The sequence below is a fragment of the Chromohalobacter marismortui genome (assembly GCF_004364315.1).
Lineage (GTDB): Bacteria > Pseudomonadota > Gammaproteobacteria > Pseudomonadales > Halomonadaceae > Chromohalobacter > Chromohalobacter marismortui.
The window spans coordinates 282,376-300,409 of record NZ_SOBR01000003.1; the positions used below are offsets into that span (position 1 = coordinate 282,376).

General features: G+C 60.4%; 19 protein-coding genes and 2 tRNA genes. 10 read left to right on the top strand and 11 right to left on the bottom strand.

Annotated features, from left to right (window positions below; translation table 11 throughout):
• Positions 1 to 19: 19 nt before the first annotated feature.
• The 3 genes from gpt to C8E00_RS07880 form a co-directional block, all read right to left on the bottom strand.
• Entirely contained in the window at positions 20 to 508 is a 489-nt protein-coding gene (gpt, locus tag C8E00_RS07870; protein ID WP_133697223.1) for a xanthine phosphoribosyltransferase, read from the bottom strand.
• 67 nt (positions 509 to 575) lie between these two features.
• Complete coding sequence (locus tag C8E00_RS07875) at positions 576 to 1,121, bottom strand: adenine phosphoribosyltransferase (RefSeq protein WP_133696613.1); 546 nt, start codon at positions 1,119 to 1,121, stop codon at positions 576 to 578.
• A 124-nt stretch (positions 1,122 to 1,245) separates the two neighbouring features.
• Positions 1,246 to 1,860 (bottom strand): riboflavin synthase subunit alpha, encoded by a 615-nt coding sequence (locus C8E00_RS07880; RefSeq protein WP_133696616.1) that lies wholly within the window; start codon positions 1,858 to 1,860, stop codon positions 1,246 to 1,248.
• Positions 1,861 to 2,349: 489 nt separating this feature from the next.
• Here C8E00_RS07880 and C8E00_RS07885 point away from each other — a divergent pair, with 489 nt between their 5' ends.
• From C8E00_RS07885 to C8E00_RS07900, 4 genes are all read left to right on the top strand, one after another.
• On the top strand, positions 2,350 to 3,393 hold the full coding sequence (locus C8E00_RS07885) for a methionine ABC transporter ATP-binding protein (RefSeq protein ID WP_133696618.1): 1,044 nt from the start codon (positions 2,350 to 2,352) through the stop codon (positions 3,391 to 3,393).
• On the top strand, positions 3,374 to 4,027 hold the full coding sequence (locus tag C8E00_RS07890) for a methionine ABC transporter permease (RefSeq protein ID WP_133696620.1): 654 nt from the start codon (positions 3,374 to 3,376) through the stop codon (positions 4,025 to 4,027). Before C8E00_RS07885 ends, C8E00_RS07890 begins: the two co-directional genes overlap by 20 nt.
• A 123-nt stretch (positions 4,028 to 4,150) precedes the next feature.
• Positions 4,151 to 4,978: a MetQ/NlpA family ABC transporter substrate-binding protein gene (locus tag C8E00_RS07895; RefSeq protein WP_133696623.1), complete on the top strand. Its 828-nt coding sequence runs from the start codon at positions 4,151 to 4,153 to the stop codon at positions 4,976 to 4,978.
• A gap of 82 nt (positions 4,979 to 5,060) precedes the next feature.
• Entirely contained in the window at positions 5,061 to 5,537 is a 477-nt protein-coding gene (locus tag C8E00_RS07900; protein ID WP_133696625.1) for a GAF domain-containing protein, read from the top strand.
• A gap of 74 nt (positions 5,538 to 5,611) precedes the next feature.
• Here C8E00_RS07900 and C8E00_RS07905 read toward each other — a convergent pair.
• Positions 5,612 to 5,688 (bottom strand) — tRNA-Val (locus C8E00_RS07905).
• A gap of 57 nt (positions 5,689 to 5,745) precedes the next feature.
• A tRNA-Val gene (locus C8E00_RS07910) sits at positions 5,746 to 5,822 on the bottom strand.
• Between the two features lie 375 nt (positions 5,823 to 6,197).
• Between C8E00_RS07910 and C8E00_RS07915 the strand changes: the two genes are divergently transcribed.
• The 3 genes from C8E00_RS07915 (at position 6,198) to C8E00_RS07925 (ending at position 9,829) form a co-directional block, all read left to right on the top strand.
• Entirely contained in the window at positions 6,198 to 6,962 is a 765-nt protein-coding gene (locus C8E00_RS07915) for a DeoR/GlpR family transcriptional regulator (RefSeq protein ID WP_133696628.1), read from the top strand.
• A gap of 129 nt (positions 6,963 to 7,091) precedes the next feature.
• On the top strand, positions 7,092 to 8,597 hold the full coding sequence (glpD, locus tag C8E00_RS07920) for a glycerol-3-phosphate dehydrogenase (RefSeq protein WP_133696631.1): 1,506 nt from the start codon (positions 7,092 to 7,094) through the stop codon (positions 8,595 to 8,597).
• 131 nt (positions 8,598 to 8,728) lie between these two features.
• A complete protein-coding gene (locus C8E00_RS07925; RefSeq protein WP_208291898.1) occupies positions 8,729 to 9,829 on the top strand; it encodes an endonuclease/exonuclease/phosphatase family protein in 1,101 nt (366 codons plus the stop codon).
• A 118-nt stretch (positions 9,830 to 9,947) separates the two neighbouring features.
• Here the strand turns inward: C8E00_RS07925 and C8E00_RS07930 are convergent, their stop codons facing one another.
• Complete coding sequence (locus tag C8E00_RS07930) at positions 9,948 to 11,327, bottom strand: class II fumarate hydratase (protein WP_133696635.1); 1,380 nt, start codon at positions 11,325 to 11,327, stop codon at positions 9,948 to 9,950.
• A 180-nt stretch (positions 11,328 to 11,507) separates the two neighbouring features.
• On the opposite strand from C8E00_RS07930, the gene C8E00_RS07935 reads away from it, so the two are divergent.
• Positions 11,508 to 11,933 carry a secondary thiamine-phosphate synthase enzyme YjbQ gene (locus C8E00_RS07935; RefSeq protein WP_133696638.1) on the top strand — a complete coding sequence of 142 codons (426 nt, stop codon included), beginning with the start codon at positions 11,508 to 11,510 and terminating at the stop codon, positions 11,931 to 11,933.
• A gap of 9 nt (positions 11,934 to 11,942) precedes the next feature.
• Here the strand turns inward: C8E00_RS07935 and hda are convergent, their stop codons facing one another.
• Positions 11,943 to 12,641, bottom strand: a complete 699-nt coding sequence (gene hda, locus C8E00_RS07940) for a DnaA regulatory inactivator Hda (protein WP_133696640.1) — start codon at positions 12,639 to 12,641, stop codon at positions 11,943 to 11,945.
• Positions 12,638 to 13,729 carry an AI-2E family transporter gene (locus C8E00_RS07945; protein WP_133696643.1) on the bottom strand — a complete coding sequence of 364 codons (1,092 nt, stop codon included), beginning with the start codon at positions 13,727 to 13,729 and terminating at the stop codon, positions 12,638 to 12,640. Before C8E00_RS07945 ends, hda begins: the two co-directional genes overlap by 4 nt.
• A gap of 182 nt (positions 13,730 to 13,911) precedes the next feature.
• Between C8E00_RS07945 and purM the strand changes: the two genes are divergently transcribed.
• Positions 13,912 to 14,991: a phosphoribosylformylglycinamidine cyclo-ligase gene (gene purM, locus C8E00_RS07950; protein WP_133696645.1), complete on the top strand. Its 1,080-nt coding sequence runs from the start codon at positions 13,912 to 13,914 to the stop codon at positions 14,989 to 14,991.
• Positions 14,988 to 15,725, top strand: a complete 738-nt coding sequence (gene purN, locus C8E00_RS07955; RefSeq protein ID WP_133696648.1) for a phosphoribosylglycinamide formyltransferase — start codon at positions 14,988 to 14,990, stop codon at positions 15,723 to 15,725. The genes purM and purN overlap by 4 nt, the downstream gene beginning before the upstream one ends.
• Before the next feature lie 116 nt (positions 15,726 to 15,841).
• On the opposite strand, the gene dcd is transcribed toward purN, so the two are convergent.
• The 3 genes from dcd to C8E00_RS07970 all read right to left on the bottom strand — a co-directional run bounded on the left by dcd (position 15,842) and on the right by C8E00_RS07970 (position 17,936).
• Positions 15,842 to 16,408 carry a dCTP deaminase gene (gene dcd / locus C8E00_RS07960; protein WP_133696650.1) on the bottom strand — a complete coding sequence of 189 codons (567 nt, stop codon included), beginning with the start codon at positions 16,406 to 16,408 and terminating at the stop codon, positions 15,842 to 15,844.
• A gap of 143 nt (positions 16,409 to 16,551) precedes the next feature.
• Positions 16,552 to 17,352: an iron-sulfur cluster carrier protein ApbC gene (gene apbC / locus C8E00_RS07965; RefSeq protein WP_166638291.1), complete on the bottom strand. Its 801-nt coding sequence runs from the start codon at positions 17,350 to 17,352 to the stop codon at positions 16,552 to 16,554.
• A gap of 167 nt (positions 17,353 to 17,519) precedes the next feature.
• The gene (locus C8E00_RS07970; RefSeq protein WP_243833145.1) at positions 17,520 to 17,936 is read right to left on the bottom strand and encodes a tellurite resistance TerB family protein; all 417 of its coding nucleotides are present in this window, start codon (positions 17,934 to 17,936) and stop codon (positions 17,520 to 17,522) included.
• Between the last annotated feature and the right edge of the window lie 98 nt (positions 17,937 to 18,034).

Here is an 18,034-nt window from a genome sequence, read left to right on the forward strand (position 1 = left end):
TACCTCTGACGATGAATGATCACGCATCGCGCGAGCGAACCTGGTCGACCAGCGGCTCGACATAGGCAATCCCCATGTCCCAGGGAAACTGAATCCAGCAATCCTGAGCGACCTCGGTCAGGTATTGGTCGACCAGCGGGCGACCTTCCGGCTTGGCATAGACAGTCACGAAATGTGCCTGGGGCAGCATTTCACGCACCGCTCGAGCTGTCTTGCCGGTATCGACCAGGTCGTCGACCAGCAACCAGCCATCGCCGTCGTGCTCAACGCCCTTCATGACGTTCAAGCCGCCTTGTTCCTGGTGCTCGTAACTCTTGATGCACACGGTGTCGATCAAACGCACATTGAGCTCACGCGCAATCAACGCCGCAGGAATCAAACCACCGCGCGTGATGGCAACGATCCCCTTGAAGTCTCGCTCGACAAGTTGATGGCACAGAGCACGCACGTCGCGATGCAACTGGTCCCAGGAAACGGTGAATTGCTGGTGATAGCGATCGGTACTCATGGGGAAGACCACGCGGATGAAGATGGGGAAGACTAGAGAGGGCGCGAGAGCCACACGCCCACGCTCATCATTCGTGCTCGGTAAACGTGCAGACGGCGAACACATTATGGCCGGCTTCGCGGAGCTTCTGCGCGCCACCTAGTTCGGGAAGGTCAATGATCGCGGCGGTCTCGACCACCTGCCCTCCGCTACGCTGAATCAGCGAGGCCGCCGCCAGCATGGTGCCGCCGGTGGCAATCAGATCATCCATGACCAGAATACGATCACCCTCGCGGAAGGCATCGGAATGCAACTCGACCGTCGACTCACCGTATTCCAGCATGTAGGTTTCGCTGATGGTCTTGAACGGCAACTTGCCTTTCTTGCGCACCGGCACAAAGCTGCACCCCAGCTCATACGCTACCGGCGCGCCGATGATGAAGCCCCGCGCATCGATCGCGGCGATCGCATCCAGATTGAGCTCCTGGTAACGGTGCACGAAGCTATCGATGAGCTTGCGGAAGGCAGCGCTGTTCTGCAGCACCGGCGTGATATCACGGAAGTTGACGCCCGGCTGGGGCCAATCGGGGACGGTACGAATGACCGACTTGATGTAATCGCCATAAATGCTCATCTGGAGCTCCATCAGCAATGCATGCGGCTTTAGCCGCGACGGGCAGCGGACAAAGCGGCAAATGGTACCCAATGCAACGCCAGGAATCGAGGGGGCACATCGGATCCTCGATCCCTATACGGTTTCATGATGCGCCGCGGGCCGTCATGACCCGCTCGACCGTTTCGACGATGGCCTGCGTCTGCGGATCGATCTCGATATTGACACAGTCGCCCAGCATTCGCTCACCCAACGTCGTCCGCGCCAAGGTCTCGGGAATCAGGTCGACACAGAAGCGCTTGCCCTCGACCGCACCGATGGTCAGGCTGATACCGTCGACGCCAATATAGCCCTTCTCGAACAAGAACCGCGCATGCGCATCGGGCAATGCAAACCAGAGGCGGCGATTGTTCGGCGCTTCCTCGAGCTCCTCCAGGGGCGCCTGGCATATCACATGCCCGGACATCGCATGACCACCGATCTCATCGCCGATACGAGCGGCCCGCTCGAGATTGACATGATCGCCGACGCTCAGCGCCCCCAGGTTGGTGAGACGCAACGTTTCACGCATCAGGTCGAAAGATACATGGTTCCCCTCGATTCCCGTCACCGACAGGCAGCATCCATTGTGCGATACCGAAGCCCCGGTTTCGAGCCCGTCCGCCATGCCCTCGGGAAACATCACCACGTGGCGCCGAAACTGGACGTCTTCTTCCACGGCGACCACTGTGCCTACGCCCTGCACGATACCGGTAAACATCTAGACTCCTATTTGCTAACGACAGCGTGTCAAGACGCTGTACTGCCGCATGACGACTCACTATACCATGGCCCGACAATGTCCACCGCCAGACGCCTACACCTTTAAAAAGCCACGAAAAAGACGATTTTTCTGATCCCAAGACCTGTCAGCAAGAACTTGGCCTAGGAATATTGACAGGTTACGGGAGGCTACCTAGAATTCACCGCTTATTGAGCGCCGATTTGTACCCAGATTGCGGGCGCACCCGAGCATGCCTCGGGAAAATGCCGCTAAAAGGGTGTGTCCAGCGTTGATGGCCACCCGTCTGGGTGGCCTTTTTTATGGCCACAACCTGCAAATCCCGCCACACAGGCGATCCAGCCCCGTTACAATGCTGGCTTTCGCCACATGCGACGTCACCTCCTGGCATGACAAGCGTCGTCGCCCAAGATCGCCGACGCGTGCCACGGATCATGATGTCCCAACGCATCAACCCAAACGAAAACGATGATCAAACTCGAAGGTGTCTCCAAAACCTATGGGAGCGGCCCTGAGGCTGTCCATGCCCTCAAGCATATCGACCTGGATGTGCCGAAAGGCGCCATCCATGGCGTCATCGGCTTGTCCGGTGCGGGCAAATCGACGCTGATTCGCTGCGTCAATCTCCTCGAGCGTCCGACCTCGGGGCGCGTCATCGTCGACGGCCAGGACTTGACCCGACAGGACAGCGAGGCCTTGCGCCAATCACGCCACCAGCTCGGCATGATCTTCCAGCATTTCAACCTGCTTTCCTCACGCACAGTGTTCGATAACGTGGCACTGCCGCTGGAACTGATGGGGGTCTCGAAAAGCGAGATTCGCGAGCGTGTCGAACCGCTCCTGGACCTCACCGGCCTGACCGACAAAGTGTCACAATATCCGGCACAACTCTCGGGGGGGCAGAAGCAACGCGTGGCCATCGCACGCGCCCTCGCCAGTCGCCCCAAAGTGCTGCTGTGCGACGAAGCGACCTCGGCTCTCGACCCGCAAACCACAGCGTCGATCCTCGAATTATTGCAGGACATCAACCGCAAACTGGGGCTGACCATTCTGCTCATTACCCACGAGATGGAGGTCGTCAAGAGCATCTGCCACCGTGTCGGCCTGATCTCCGATGGCGAGCTGGTGGAAGAAGCCGACGTCGGCGACTTCTTCACCGCGCCCAGCACACGTCTGGGGCGTGAGTTTCTCAATGCGTTTCTCGAACTCGAGCCTCCGCAGGCACTGATCGAACGTCTCGAGGAAGCTCCTGACGAGCATACGCATCCCGTGGTACGTCTGGCGTTTTCCGGCGCCAACGTCGCCACCCCGCTCATCTCGCGCCTGGCACGCGAGAGTGGCGTCGATGTCAGCATCCTGCAAGCCAAGGTGGAATCGATCCAGGGCCGTACACTGGGCCTCATGATAGCCGAGCTCATCGGCACACCCGAGACCACGTCACAAGCCCTTGCACAACTCGAAGCTCACGATATCAATGTAGAGGTACTCGGCCATGTCCAGCGCAATGCTTGAACTGATCTTCAAGGCCACCCTCGACACACTCTATATGGTGGCTCTTTCAGGAACCGTTTCGGCCTTGATCGGCATCCCCCTCGGGGTCCTGCTGTATGTCACCCGACCGGGACAGGTACTCGCACAGCCTTTCGCCCAGCGCGTACTCGGCATCATCACCAATATCGGGCGTTCGATCCCTTTCATCATTCTGATGGTGGCGATCATCCCCTTCACGCGGCTTATCGTGGGCAGCTCCATCGGTACCAATGCCGCCGTGGTGCCACTCATCATCGCCGCCATTCCCTTCGTCGCGCGCTTGGTCGAAGGCGCCCTCAACGAGATACCGCCGGGACTCATCGAAGCCGCTCAGGCGATGGGCGCCACCCCCATGCAGATCATCACCAAGGTGCTCCTTCCCGAGGCCAAAGGCGGCATCATCAACGGCCTGACCATTACGGTGGTCACGCTGGTCAGCTATTCGGCCATGGCCGGTGCCGTTGGCGGCGGCGGCCTGGGCGACCTGGGCATTCGTTACGGCTACAACCGTTTCGAACCGATGATCATGCTCATCACGGTAGCGATACTGGTCGTCATGGTGCAGGGCTTTCAAAGCCTCGGCGACCGCCTCGTGCGCAAGGCCGATCATAAATGAGCCAGTAGCCATGGCGAAAACGAAAAGCTATAATAGGAATCACTTTTATACTCAAAAGGCATAAATGCTTTTGGGAAACCATCCGACATCGGATAGCAACGCCTCATTCAAGGAGCTCGCATAATGAAAGACACCCTGGCCCACGCCCTGCGTCCTGTTCGTCTTCTCGGCGCCGCCGCATTACTTGGTGCAGGCTTGATCGCCGGCTGCGGAAGCGATGACGCCAATACGCAATCGATCAAGGTCGGCACCGTGGCAGGACCGGAAACGGACGTCATGAAAGTCGCCAAGCAAATCGCCAAAGAAGAATACGACCTCAATGTCGAAATCATTGAATTCACCGATTATGTCTCGCCCAATGCGGCGCTTGCCGATGGCAGCCTGGATGCCAATGCCTTCCAGCATGAGCCCTACCTGAACAGCATGATCCAGGATCGCGGCTACGATTTCGCCATCGCGGGCAAAACCTTCGTCTATCCGATCGGGGCCTATTCCGAGCGCTACGACACCATTGAAAACTTGCCCGACGGCGCCATCATTGCGCTGCCCAACGACCCATCCAATGAAGGGCGTTCGCTGATCCTGATGCACAACAAGGGGCTGATTGAACTCAAGGATCCCACCAATCTCGAAGCGACGCCCATCGATATCAGCAAGAACCCCCACAACTACGAGTTCCGTGAGATCGCCGCCGCGCAGCTGCCTCGCGTATTGCCCGATGTCGACCTGGCCTTCATCAACAACACCTTCGCCCAACCGGCGGGGCTCAGCCTGGATGACGCACTGATCAAGGAAGGCCCCGAGTCGCCCTACGTCAACTTGATCGTGACGCGTGAAGGCATGCAGGACAACAAGGCAATCCAACAGCTGGTTGACGCCTATCAATCGCCGGCGGTCATCGACAAAGCCGCCGAATTGTTCAAGGGCGCTGCCGTACCTGGCTGGAAGTAACCGCCCTCCGCCACTTCGTTCGACAGGCCGACCCTATGGGGCCGGCCTGTTTCGTTACCATCCACATTCGTTTGGAGACATCATGAGCGACTACGCGCTACTCGCCCGCCAGCTCGAAACCCTGCTGGATACCCGTGACTGGCTGACCAACGCGGCACAAACCTGCGCCTTTCTGACACATGAGATTGGCGATTTGAACTGGGTCGGCTTCTACCTCCAGCGCCAGCCTAGGACACTTGTCCTGGGGCCATTTCAAGGCCTGCCCGCGTGCAACCCCATCCCGTTCGACAAAGGGGTCTGCGGGGCGGCCGCCACCACAAGGCGCACGCAGCGTGTCGCGGATGTTCATGCCTTCCCCGGCCACATCGCCTGCGACGCCGCGTCGCGCTCGGAACTGGTCGTGCCCATCATGCACGACGGCGAACTCTGGGGCGTGCTCGACCTCGACAGCCCGCGCCCCGAACGCTTCAGTGAAGACGACCAGCGTGGAATCGAACGCCTGATGGAGATCTTCAGTGCCGCCAGCGACCTCACCAAGCCATGCAACGTGACTGGATAAGCGCCTGGTTAGCGTTCTCGTAACGCACAACGCAAACGCCCCCGCTGAAAAGACAGCGGGGGCGTTCAATATGCTGGTAGGACCGAGCGGATTTGAACCGCTGACCTCCACGATGTCAACGTGGCGCTCTAACCAACTGAGCTACGGTCCTGCAAATCGATGGTTGGCAGCATGTCGGCTGTTGGGCACTTCTGGCAATTAGCGCGTCTGGTAGGACCGAGCGGATTTGAACCGCTGACCTCCACGATGTCAACGTGGCGCTCTAACCAACTGAGCTACGGTCCTATTGGGCACTCATTGAGCGATACACTGCCATTTAGCGATGCACTGCCGTTGAAGGCTCTCGCCCTTAGCGACGGATGAGTATTTTACTCAGATCGCAGGAAATTGCAAGACTCGAATCTAAAAATTCGCCAAGGTTCAAACGCTTGACGCGCTCATCAGACACCGTGTAAGCGCTGTTGATGCCAGTGCCCTTTATCGAGAATGATTCATGCCCATTTTCGTTTTGCAACACGCCATGGTGCCTTTTTCCTACACGAGGTCATGGTTTAACATGGCGCTGCAGCCCGTATTGCCGTGCCTGTGCAAGGCTCGCACCATCCCATACGACATGGCTCATTCATCGGCCGTTTTACTCGCCAGGTAACGGAACTTTCCATGACACAACAAGATCGCCACGATGCCATCGTCACCTTGGTCAAGCGCCAGGGCTACGCCTCCATCGAACAGCTCACGCAGCATTTTTCCGTCACGCCACAGACGATTCGCCGCGACCTCAACCAATTGGCCGACGAGGGCGCCATCAAACGTGTGCACGGCGGCGCCGGTCTTGAGTCGAGCACGGTCAATACCGCCTACCATACGCGCAAGACGCTCAACGCCGATGCCAAGCAGCATATCGCCGAATGCGTCGCTGCACAGATTCCCGACTCCGCTTCGCTGTTCATCAACATCGGCACCAGCAACGAAATGGTTGCCGAGGCACTACGCGATCACCAAGGCCTCGAGGTCATCACCAACAATCTCAACGTGGCGGCAATCCTCCAGCACAAGGAAGACTTCAACGTCATCATCGCCGGCGGTCAGGTGCGCTCGCGCGACGGCGGCATCATCGGCGAAGCCACGATCGACTTCATCAATCAGTTCAAGGTCGATTACGGCATCATCGGCATCAGCGGTATCGACGATGACGGCTCTTTGCTCGAGTTCGACTATCAAGAAGTCCGTGTCGCCCAGGCCATCATCCGCAACTCACGCCAAGTCTTCCTGACGGCCGACCACTCCAAGTTCCACCGCAATGCTGTGGTGCGCCAGGGCAACATCGCGCAAATCGACGCGCTGTTCACGGATCGCCAACCGCCCGATGGCATGCTACGCCTTCTCCGCGAGCATGACGTGACACTGCATATCGCCGACGCCTGAGCGGCTTGCTCCGCTTGCGGCGCCACCAAGTGACGCCGCGTTCGTTTCGTCGACTTGATGTTCGTTTTCGATTAAACTACTTTCATATCCGAACAATCGATCTGCGAAACCAACCTTGCGGAGCTTGCCATGAACGCCTCCCCCCGGCAGGACATACTCGATCTTTTCGTCATCGGCGGTGGCATCAACGGCACCGGCATCGCCAATGAGGCTGCCGGCCGTGGCTTGCGCGTCGCCCTGAGCGAGCAGCACGATCTCGCCAGCGCGACCTCCTCGGCGAGCAGCAAACTGATCCATGGCGGCTTGCGCTACCTCGAGCATCGCGAATTTCGCTTAGTGCGCGAAGCACTGCATGAGCGTGAAGTATTACTACGCAAGGCGCCGCACATCGTTTGGCCATTGCGTTTCATCCTCCCGCATCAGCCTCATTTACGCCCAGCCTGGATGATCCGCGCGGGACTGTTCCTTTACGACCATCTCAGCCAGCGCGACAGCCTACCCGCGTCCAAGGGATTGCGTTTTGGCTCTGAAAGCCCCTTGAAGCCCGACATCAAGCGCGGTTTCGAATATTCCGACTGCTGGGTCGACGATGCCCGTCTCGTCGTTCTCAACGCCGTGCAAGCGCGCGAGCACGGTGCCGACATCCAAGCGGGTAGCCGCTGTATCGGGGCTCGGGTAGAAGATGGTATCTGGCATATCACACTGGAAGATGTCATCACCGGCAAGCGTCATACACGCTTCTCACGCGCCCTGGTCAACGCTGCCGGCCCTTGGGTGGAACGGGTGGTGCGTGACAACGTTCAACGCGAATCGCGTTACGGCGTGCGCATGATTCAGGGAAGTCATATCGTGGTACCGCGCCTCAACACCGACGAACGCGCCTATATTTTGCAAAATCAGGACCGACGCATCGTCTTCGTACTGCCCTATCAGCAAGACTACAGTCTGATCGGTACCACCGATGTGCGTTATCAGGGCGATCCCCGCAAGGTCAGTGCCAGCCGTCAGGAAATCGACTATCTGCTCGATGTGGTCAATCAGCATTTCACCCAGACGCTGTCTCATGAGGACATCGTCACCACATTCTCCGGCGTTCGGCCGTTGTGCGATGACGAGTCCGCCGATCCGTCGGCGATGACGCGCGACTACACACTCGATCTTGATACACGCGGCGCCCCGTTATTGTCGGTCTTCGGCGGCAAGATCACCACGTACCGCAAGCTGGCCGAGGCCGCGCTGGAACAACTGTCACCTTACTTCCACGCTATCGGTGAGGCCTGGACCGCCGACGCCGTCTTGCCGGGGGGCGATATCGACTCGCGCGAAGCTTTCACCATGCAACTGGTTCGCGATTACCCCTTCTTGGGCGAAGCCCGGGCACGACGCTTCGCTTCCAGTTATGGCTCGCGGTGCCTGCACTTTCTGCAAGGTGTCAGCCGTGAAGACCAGCTGGGCGAGGCGTTCGGCGCCGGTCTGACACAGGCCGAAGTCGACTACCAGGTGAATGAGGAGTGGGCACGTTCGCCGGATGATATCTTGTGGCGACGCACCAAGCTGGGGTTACGTTTCACGCCCGAACACTATCAGCGCCTGACCACCTATCTCGACCGTCATTGCCAGGGGCATGCCGCCTGATGAGGCTACCCGATATCGCCTTTACTTAGCATAACTGCGCGTCAGCCTGCTACGCTCAATCTCCACGCTGACCATGGACGGTAACGCCCCGGCATGGAGCCAGGGGTCGGCGCCGCCTTAACGAGGCCATGATGATTGAGTATGTCGCCGAGCTAGTGCTCACCCTGTTCGCGCTCGTCGCATTTATTGCCACTGCCATCCCATGGCTGAATCTACGCTACTGGTGGGTGCGGGGGTTCGACTTCCCCCGCATGCAACTCGCGGCGCTCGCTGTGGTAATTTTCATTGCCTTGCTGAGTGTGCTGCCTTGGTCACCGCTGGGCTGGACCGGAGCAGTCGTCAGCTTGATCGTGCTCGGCGTGCAAGGCATGCATATTTTTCCCTGGACGCCACTGGCAGCATGCCAGGTGGTCAATGCCGAAGGCAAAGACGCCTCACGCCAATTCTCGCTGCTGATCGCCAACGTTCTCACGCCCAATCGCCAAGCCGCGTCACTGATGCGCCAGATTCACGAGACCGATCCCGATATCGTGCTGACATTGGAGTCCGACGCCTGGTGGGAAGAACGCCTCGACGAGGCACTGAGCGAGAGCCACCCACATACCGTCAAGATTCCCCTCGACAATCTCTACGGCATGCACCTGTATTCACGCCTGACACTGTGTGAACCACATGTCGAGTGGCTGATCCAGGACGATATTCCGTCGATACACGGCTGGTTCGCGCTGCCCAGTGGCGAGCGCGTGCGCTTCCATGCCGTACATCCAAGACCCCCCGCACCCGGCGAAAGCGATGAATCGCTATGGCGGGATGCCGAGCTATTGCTCGTCGGGCAAACGATTCGTGACTCGGATCACCCCACCTTGGTCGCTGGCGACCTCAATGACGTGGCATGGTCGAAAACGACACGTCTATTTTGCCGCATCAGCGGCATGCTGGATCCACGCTGCGGACGCGGACTATTCAGCACCTTCCATGCCGAGCATCGTTGGCTGCGTTGGCCCTTGGACCACGTCTTCGTCAGCGAGCATTTCACCTTGGTCGCACTACGCCGCCTCTCGGCATTCGGTTCCGATCACTTCCCCATTCTCGCCACCCTCCGTTATCGGCCGGCACGCGCCGACGAAAACGACAGCCCCGACGCCGACCGCGAAGAACGGCAAGACGCCGAGCAAACCATCGAAGAAGCCCATGACCGGCGTGGTGAAGAGCCCATCAAGCACGACGACTAAGCCCCTCGTCGTCATCCGCCGACGTCAGCAAAACAAGATGAAACACAACACGATGCGCTACATGAATTGGGCGCCCATGAGGGCGCCCAAGCAACGTCCTGGGGGCCGCGCTGTCACGTCATTCGGGAATACCGCCTTGTGTCAGTTGCGTCGGATCGAGCAAACGCTCGAGCTCCTCGCGGGACAAGTCCGTTTCTTCCTCGGCCACGTCGATGATCGGTCGGCCGGCCTGATAGGCTTTCTTGGCGACTTGCGCCGCCGCGTTGTAGCCGATCACCGCGTTGAGTGCGGTCACCAGGATAGGGTTACGCGACAGCGGCGCCTCGATGTTGTCGCGACGCACATTGAAGGTCGCGATGGCACGATCGGCGAGCAGCGCACTGGCCCGTGACATCAAGCGCACCGAGGTCAACAGGTTGCTGGCGATCAGAGGCAGCATGACATTGAGCTGGAAGTTGCCGCTCTGCCCCGCCACCGTGACCGCACCATCCAGCCCGATCACCTGGGCCGCCGTTTGCGCCGCCGCCTCGGGAATCACCGGATTGACCTTGCCTGGCATGATCGAGCTGCCTGGCTGCAAGGCTTCGAGCTCGATCTCGCCCAGCCCGGCCAAGGGGCCGGAGTTCATCCAGCGCAGGTCGTTGCTGATTTTCATCACTGCGCAGGCATAGGTCCGCAACTGTCCGGAGAGTTCGACGGCGGCATCCTGCGAGCCGAGGCTGGCGAAGAAGCTATCGTTGGGGCGCAGGTTGAGTCCCGTCTGCTCGCTGAGCGCCTTGGCGACGCGCGCGGCGAATTCAGGATGGGCGTTGATCCCCGTGCCCACGGCCGTTCCCCCGAGCGCCAGACGTGCCAGACGCGACTGCGTGCCTTCCAGTCGCTCGATGGCCTGAGCAACCTGACTGGACCATCCGCCCAGCTCTTGGCTCATGCGCACCGGCATGGCATCCATCAGGTGGGTGCGCCCGGTCTTGACGACATCATCGACGTCGCGTGACTTGGCATCGATGGCCGACTGCAGATGGCGCAAGGCAGGCAGCAGGTCGTGCTCGACCGCCAGCGCCGCTGACAAATGTAAAGCGGTGGGAATGACGTCGTTGCTCGACTGCCCCATGTTGACATGGTCATTGGGGCCGACCTCGGTGCCACTCTCGGCAGCGAGATGAGCGATCACCTCGTTGACGTTCATATTGGTCGAGGTGCCCGACCCCGTCTGGAACACGTCGATCGGAAATTGATCGCCATGCTCGCCGTCGACGAGACGCTGGGCAGCGTCGGCGATCGCCTCGGCACGCTCAGCATCGAGCAAGCCGAGATCGCGATTGACCTGCGCCGCCGCCAGCTTGATCCGCGCCACGGCCTGGATGAACTCAGCCGGCATCGCTTGCCCACTGATGGGAAAATTATTGATGGCACGTTGGGTCTGTGCGCCATACAGCGCGTCGGCGGGAACCTCGAGCTCCCCCATGCTATCGCGTTCGATACGCGTCTCGCTCATGACAGCCTCCTCTCGGTTGAGATCACCAGTGTGCGGGCCGCATCATGGCGGCGACAATCGATATCGGCGATCACGACGATAGGCACGCCGAGGCACGCCCGCCCGGTGACTGTCGATATAGGATTGTGCTGCTCAGGGCGCCTTTCAAGGCGTCGATCACCACGCACCGGGAGAAATGACATGTGGCACCGCACCCCCCTGACCCTGCGTCCCCGTCGGCAAGGCTTTCACCTCGTCACCGACGAGATCCTCGAGCAACTGCCGGTACTCGCCGACGTACGCCTCGGCCTGATCCACCTGCAGTTGCTGCATACCTCCGCCTCGCTGACCCTCAACGAAAACGCCGATCCTGATGTGCGCCACGATATGGCACTCTACGCCGCGCGGCTCGCCCCCCAGAACATCGAGGGCATGCAGCACACGCTGGAAGGCCCGGACGACATGCCGGCGCATGTCCTGGCCAGCCTGTTCGGCACGCAAGTCACGCTCGCCGTCGAGTCGGGGCGGCTCGCCACCGGCACCTGGCAAGGCATATGGTTAGGAGAACATCGTCAGCATGGCGGGCCACGCCGCATACTCGCCACCCTCAACGGCGAAGACACATGACGCAGTGCATTACCAGCCCAGCGCCTGCTTGACGAAAGGAATGGTCAACTTGCGCTGAGCGGAAAGCGAAGCACGATCGAGGCGTGCCAGCGCATCGAAGAGTGCGGGCAGCTGTCGCGGGCCCCGATGCAGGATGTAACGCGCGACCTCATCGGGCAGCTGCATGCCACGCACACGCGCACGTAGCTGCAAGGCCTTGAAGCGTCCGCTGTCATCCAGCGACTGGACATGGAAGGTCACGCCCCAGCTCAAGCGCGAGGCGAGATCGGGCAACACGATGGGTAACTGGCGCGGCGCGGCCTCGGCGGCCATCAACAAGCGCTTGTTGGCATCGCGCATGCGGTTGAAGAAATGAAACAGTTCTTCTTCCCAGCGCTTGCGCCCCAGCACCACGGAAAGATCATCGATCGCCACCAGATCGAGACGCTCGAGGTCTTCAAGCATATGCGGCGGAAAATGACCGAGGTCACGCAGAGGAAGATACAGAGCCCGATCTCCTCGGTCGCCGGCTTCATGGCACGCCGCCTGAAGCAGATGGCTGCGTCCGCTGCCCGGCGCTCCCCAGAGAAACAAAAAGGGCTCGCCATCCGCGTCGAGCTGTCCTCGCAAGCGCTCCAGCAACGGGGCATTGCCCGCGGCATGGAAGTTGGCGAACGTTGCATCGTCACTCAGCCCCACCCCTAGTGGCAGCTGCGCGGACCCGGTCATGACCTTTCCTCATCGCCTTCGTGCAAGGCGCCAGCGTGGCGGGAAGTATCGTATAAGCGACTGTTTTTATAGCGCTCGTGTAGGTAACGTAATACTACCATGATGATCGCCGCAACCGGCAACGCCAGCAGAATGCCAATGAAGCCGAACAATTGCCCCCCAGCCAAGACCGCGAAGATGACCGCAATGGGGTGCAAGCCGATCTTGTCGCCAAGCAGTATCGGTTGCAGTACGGTACTTTCGACCAGTTGCCCGATACCGAAGGTCACAGCCACGCCGAGTAACGGCAGCCATTCACCGAACTGGAAGAACGCCACCAGCGCCGCGATACTGATGCCCACGATCACCCCCAAGTAGGGCACGATACTCGCCAGCCCTGCGACCAGCCCGATCAAAAGGCCAAACCGCAAGCCCAGCAGACTCAATCCCGTCGCATAGATCACCGCCAGGCTGAGCATCACCAGCAGCTGGCCGCGCAGGAATGCCGATAGCACCTCGTCGCATTCAAGGCTCAAGCGGGTGACCGTTGGCTCGACATGGCGTGGCAGCAGATCGCGTACTCGCCCCTTCAAGCGGTCCCAATCGAGCAGGAAATAGAACGTCGTGACGGGGATCAGTGCCAAGTTGCCCATCCATACCACGATCGCCATGCCCGACTTGGAGGCTTGTGCCAGGACGGCGGCCGCCACGGTGCCGGTTTCCCGCCAATTGTCCATCAAGGTACTGCGCAACTGATCGAAGTCGGCACTGAGGTCGACGCCGGTCAAGGCCTGAAATTCCGGCAGCACCGTGGTCTGCACCCAATTGAAGATGGCCGGGAAAGCCTCAACCAACTGAGCTATCTGGCGCCCAAGCAGAGGAATCAAGATCAAGAAGGCCAGCACCATGCTCAATGCAAGCACCAGAAACACCACGCTTACCGACAGCCGACGCGACAAGCCACGGGCTTCCAGCCAGTCGGTCACCGGGTCGCCGAGATAGGCCAGGATCATGCCGACGAAAAACGGCATCAAGATGGGTTCCAGCAAGACGAGCAACCAGATCAGCCCCGCTGCCCCTAGAAGACTCCATCCCTGTATGCGTGTCATGCGATGCGCCTCTCCCGGCTTCTTTGATGACGATTCTACACGCCTGCACGGGCGATGCGCCTCCCGTGGGGCAATGCTACAATACGAGCTTCCCTTATCCCGCTCTGGCCTCGGGCGCCAGGCGGCGCCATCGGCTTCGCTCGGTCGCCTCCGCGACCGGCTCACTGTTGACAGGAATGCCCATGACTCGCAGTTCGGACACGCCCACCTCTTCCCACGCATCGCTCAGCTACAAGGATGCTGGCGTGGACATCGACGCCGGCAACGCGCTCGTCGAACGCATCAAGGGCGTCGCCAAGCGTACCACCCGCCCAGAAGTAATGGGCGGACTGGGTGGTTTCGGCGCGCTGTGCCAATTACCCAGCGGGTATCGCGACCCCGTACTCGTCTCCGGCACCGACGGCGTCGGCACCAAGCTCCGCCTGGCCATGGACCTGGCACGCCATGACACCATCGGTATCGACCTGGTGGCCATGTGCGTCAACGACCTGGTCGTCGCCGGCGCCGAACCGCTATTTTTCCTGGACTACTACGCCACCGGCAAGCTGGATATCGACATCGCCGCCGATGTCGTCACCGGCATTGGTGAAGGCTGCAGCCAGGCTGGGTGCGCGCTGATCGGCGGTGAAACCGCCGAAATGCCCGGCATGTATGCGGGCAGCGATTACGACCTGGCAGGCTTCTGTGTCGGCGTCGTCGAAAAATCCGAGATCATCGACGGCAGCCGCGTCGCCGAAGGCGATGTACTGCTCGGGCTGGCATCGTCCGGCCCGCATTCCAACGGCTACTCGCTGATCCGCAAGATTCTAGAGAGGGGACAGGCCGATCTAGCGCAAGACCTTGACGGCATTCCCCTGCGCGACGCCTTGCTGGCACCGACGCGCATTTACGTCAAATCGCTGCTGTCGTTGATCAAGGACAGCGACGTAGACATACATGCGCTTTCGCACATCACCGGCGGCGGCCTGCTCGAGAACGTACCCCGCGTATTGCCCGACACGCTCAGCGCACGCATCGACGCCGCAAGCTGGACCCGCCCCGCCGTCTTCGACTGGCTGCAACGTGAAGGCAACGTCGACGAGCACGAGATGCACCGCGTGCTCAATTGCGGCATCGGCATGGTAGCAATCGTGCCGGCGGCGCAGGCCGAACATGCCCAGGCCACGCTCGAGACCGCGGGCGAAACGGTGTACCACCTGGGAGATATCATCGCGCGCCAGCATGAGGAAGAACAAGTACGTCTGGAGAACGTCCGCTCATGAATGCTACGACTCAAGCCGACACCCCCGACGACAATGACTTCGCCGCGGAGCCGGCCGAGACACGTCGTGTCGTGGTGTTGATTTCCGGCAACGGCAGCAACCTGCAGGCGCTGCTCGATGCGCAGCAACACGACGAGCTGGGCGGCGAAATCGTTGCCGTGATCTCCAATCAGGGCGATGCCTACGGTCTGGTCCGAGCCAAGGAAGCCGGCATCGATTCCGTGGTGCTTCCGCATCGTGAGTACGACGATCGCGAAGCCTACGACCGCGCGCTGATCAAGGTCATCGACCGTCACGCCCCGGACCTGATCGTCCTCGCGGGGTTCATGCGCATTCTCACCCCGACATTCGTGCATCGCTATGCCGGCCGCATGCTCAACATTCACCCCTCGTTGCTGCCGAACTACCCAGGCCTCGACACGCATCGGCGCGCCCTTGCCGATGGCGTATCGGAGCATGGCACCAGCGTGCATTTCGTCACCGAAGAGCTCGATGGCGGGCCGGTCGCCTTGCAGGCCGCGGTTAGCGTCGATAGCGACACCTCCGTCGAGCAACTGGTCGAGCGGGTCCAGGCCCGCGAGCATTTGATCTACCCCATCGCCGTGCGCTGGTTCCTCGAGGGGCGCTTGAGCCTGGGGGCGCAAGGCGCTCAGTTCGACGGTATGCCGCTGCCGCCCACCGGACTGCGGATGTCGCATGAAGACGCCGCGGAAGAGCTCGACGAGGAAGGGTAGAACCCAGCTTCGGGCTTCGGGCTTCGGGCTTCGGGCTTCGGGCTTCGGGCTTCGGGCTTCGGGCTTCGGCAGCATTTTGGCTCGCTGCTCGTGGCCCGTTGCCCGTAGCTCGCTGCTTACGTCCTCGGTAGCGTCACGCCTCTCTGCCCCATGTACTTGCCGCCGCGATCCTTGTAGGAAACGTCGCAGACCTCGTCGGATTCCAGAAACAGCATCTGTGCCACGCCTTCATTGGCATAGATGCGTGCGGGCAGGTTGGTGGTGTTGGAAAACTCCAGGGTCACGTGCCCCTCCCACTCCGGCTCCAGTGGGGTGACATTGACGATGATGCCGCACCGCGCATAGGTGGACTTGCCCAGGCAAATCGTCAAGACACTGCGTGGAATGCGAAAGTATTCCACGGTCCGCGCCAGCGCGAACGAATTGGGCGGAATCACGCAGACATCACCCTTGACGTCGACGAAGCTCTTTTCGTCGAAGCCCTTGGGATCGACCACCGCCGAGTGAATATTCGTGAACACTTTGAATTCATCGGCGCAACGCACGTCATAGCCGTAGCTGGAGGTCCCGTAAGAAATCACCCGCCGCTCATTCACGTATCGAACCTGGTCCGCCTCGAACGGCTCGATCATGCCATCACGCTCGGCCATGCGCCGAATCCATTTATCGGATTTGATGCTCATTGAAGTTTCCTGCTCAGTGCGCTGTCGCGGTGACATCGGGCCGTCTCCGCGAACGCTTGGTCCGTCAACACTCGGTCCCGGAAAACAAAGGGGCCGTAATGATAACGGCCCCATCGCGTCACGCAAACGTTAGGTGGCGAACGTCACTCGCCAAAACTGATGGTCGGCGATTCGTCGGACTGTGCCTCGATCCCCTCGGCCACGGCACGCGCCACCTGGCGGAACGTCTGCGCGACGTTGCCTTCCGGGTCGGCGATCACGCTGGGCTTGCCACCATCGACCTGCTCGCGAATCGTACCGTCGAGTGGCAGTTGGCCCAAGAGCCGGGTCTGGTACTGCGACGCGATGCGCTCACCACCACCGCTACCGAAGATCGGCTCCTGGTGACCACACTGCGAGCAGATATGCTGACTCATGTTCTCGACGACCCCCAGCACCGGCACGTTGACCTTGCGGAACATCTCGATGCCCTTCTTGGCATCGAGCAGCGCGATGTCCTGGGGCGTGGTCACGATCACTGCACCGCTTACCGGCACCTTCTGCGCCAAGGTCAACTGCACATCCCCCGTGCCCGGTGGCATGTCGACGAAAAGGTAATCGAGATCCTTCCAAGCGGTCTGATTGAGCAACTGCTGGAAGGCCCCCGCCACCATCGGGCCGCGCCAGACCATGGGTTCATCGACATCCACCATGAACGCCATCGACATCGCCTGCAGACCATGAGCCTCCAACGGCTTGAAGGCATTTTCGCCCGCCGGCTGCGGACGCACGCCCGGGGCAATGCCCAGCATCTGCGCCTGGCTAGGACCGTAGATATCGGCATCGAGCAGGCCCACTCGGTATCCCTCGGCGGCCATCGCCAGGGCCAGATTGACGGTCACGGTGGACTTGCCGACGCCCCCCTTGCCCGACGCCACGGCGACGATATGCTTCACGCCTTCGATCACAGCAACTCTCCTTTCCACGATATGCTCATCTGCGGTGCGCCAGCCAGGCTGACAGCTCGATGTGCCCAGTATAACGTCCTGCGATGGCACTTACCCAAGCGTTTCAGTCAACTTTTCACCAGGCGTTTTCGAGTGCTCGGCGCACGCAGGCAGCACGTGGCCCGTCAACGCACAGGCATGGCCTCGAGCTTGGTGCGGATGAAGTCGCTATGACTGACATAAAGCAGGTCGGCGAGACGCCGAACGCGGTGCTCTTCCAGGGCATCGAGTTCGCCGTCGGCAAAAGCCAACTGCCACATCTGCGCCACTAACGCCACGCGATCCTCGTAGCCGTACTGCTCGCGAATCAAGCTGACGAATTCATAGTGGTCGACCGCCTGCTCGACCTCGGCCTCGGCCAGCGCCATCAGTTCCTCGACTTCTTCGGCACTGACGTGCAAGCGCGCGGTCAAAAGCTCGCGCAACAGCGCCTTCTCGAGTGGATCATGCTCGTAATCGGCACGCATGATCTCGCACAACAAGGCTGCCACCGCCAACTCCAACGTCACCTGCCGACGTTGAAGTTGCGGGGGTTCCAACATGCGCTGAAAGAATTGCTGAATGCCTGCGATACTCAAGAGATGCTCCCATGACAAAAGATGACATGACCTGTGACACCTTCTGCATACGAGGGTTGCAT

What these genes read in the sequence shown, in the direction of transcription:
- gpt (WP_133697223.1), bottom strand. Translation starts at nt 508, where the DNA reads ATGAGTACCGATCGCTATCACCAGCAATTCACCGTTTCCTGGGACCAG.
- C8E00_RS07875 (WP_133696613.1), bottom strand. Translation starts at nt 1,121, where the DNA reads ATGAGCATTTATGGCGATTACATCAAGTCGGTCATTCGTACCGTCCCC.
- C8E00_RS07880 (WP_133696616.1), bottom strand. Translation starts at nt 1,860, where the DNA reads ATGTTTACCGGTATCGTGCAGGGCGTAGGCACAGTGGTCGCCGTGGAA.
- C8E00_RS07885 (WP_133696618.1), top strand. Translation starts at nt 2,350, where the DNA reads ATGATCAAACTCGAAGGTGTCTCCAAAACCTATGGGAGCGGCCCTGAG.
- C8E00_RS07890 (WP_133696620.1), top strand. Translation starts at nt 3,374, where the DNA reads ATGTCCAGCGCAATGCTTGAACTGATCTTCAAGGCCACCCTCGACACA.
- C8E00_RS07895 (WP_133696623.1), top strand. Translation starts at nt 4,151, where the DNA reads ATGAAAGACACCCTGGCCCACGCCCTGCGTCCTGTTCGTCTTCTCGGC.
- C8E00_RS07900 (WP_133696625.1), top strand. Translation starts at nt 5,061, where the DNA reads ATGAGCGACTACGCGCTACTCGCCCGCCAGCTCGAAACCCTGCTGGAT.
- C8E00_RS07915 (WP_133696628.1), top strand. Translation starts at nt 6,198, where the DNA reads ATGACACAACAAGATCGCCACGATGCCATCGTCACCTTGGTCAAGCGC.
- glpD (WP_133696631.1), top strand. Translation starts at nt 7,092, where the DNA reads ATGAACGCCTCCCCCCGGCAGGACATACTCGATCTTTTCGTCATCGGC.
- C8E00_RS07925 (WP_208291898.1), top strand. Translation starts at nt 8,729, where the DNA reads ATGATTGAGTATGTCGCCGAGCTAGTGCTCACCCTGTTCGCGCTCGTC.
- C8E00_RS07930 (WP_133696635.1), bottom strand. Translation starts at nt 11,327, where the DNA reads ATGAGCGAGACGCGTATCGAACGCGATAGCATGGGGGAGCTCGAGGTT.
- C8E00_RS07935 (WP_133696638.1), top strand. Translation starts at nt 11,508, where the DNA reads ATGTGGCACCGCACCCCCCTGACCCTGCGTCCCCGTCGGCAAGGCTTT.
- hda (WP_133696640.1), bottom strand. Translation starts at nt 12,641, where the DNA reads ATGACCGGGTCCGCGCAGCTGCCACTAGGGGTGGGGCTGAGTGACGAT.
- C8E00_RS07945 (WP_133696643.1), bottom strand. Translation starts at nt 13,729, where the DNA reads ATGACACGCATACAGGGATGGAGTCTTCTAGGGGCAGCGGGGCTGATC.
- purM (WP_133696645.1), top strand. Translation starts at nt 13,912, where the DNA reads ATGACTCGCAGTTCGGACACGCCCACCTCTTCCCACGCATCGCTCAGC.
- purN (WP_133696648.1), top strand. Translation starts at nt 14,988, where the DNA reads ATGAATGCTACGACTCAAGCCGACACCCCCGACGACAATGACTTCGCC.
- dcd (WP_133696650.1), bottom strand. Translation starts at nt 16,408, where the DNA reads ATGAGCATCAAATCCGATAAATGGATTCGGCGCATGGCCGAGCGTGAT.
- C8E00_RS07970 (WP_243833145.1), bottom strand. Translation starts at nt 17,936, where the DNA reads ATGTTGGAACCCCCGCAACTTCAACGTCGGCAGGTGACGTTGGAGTTG.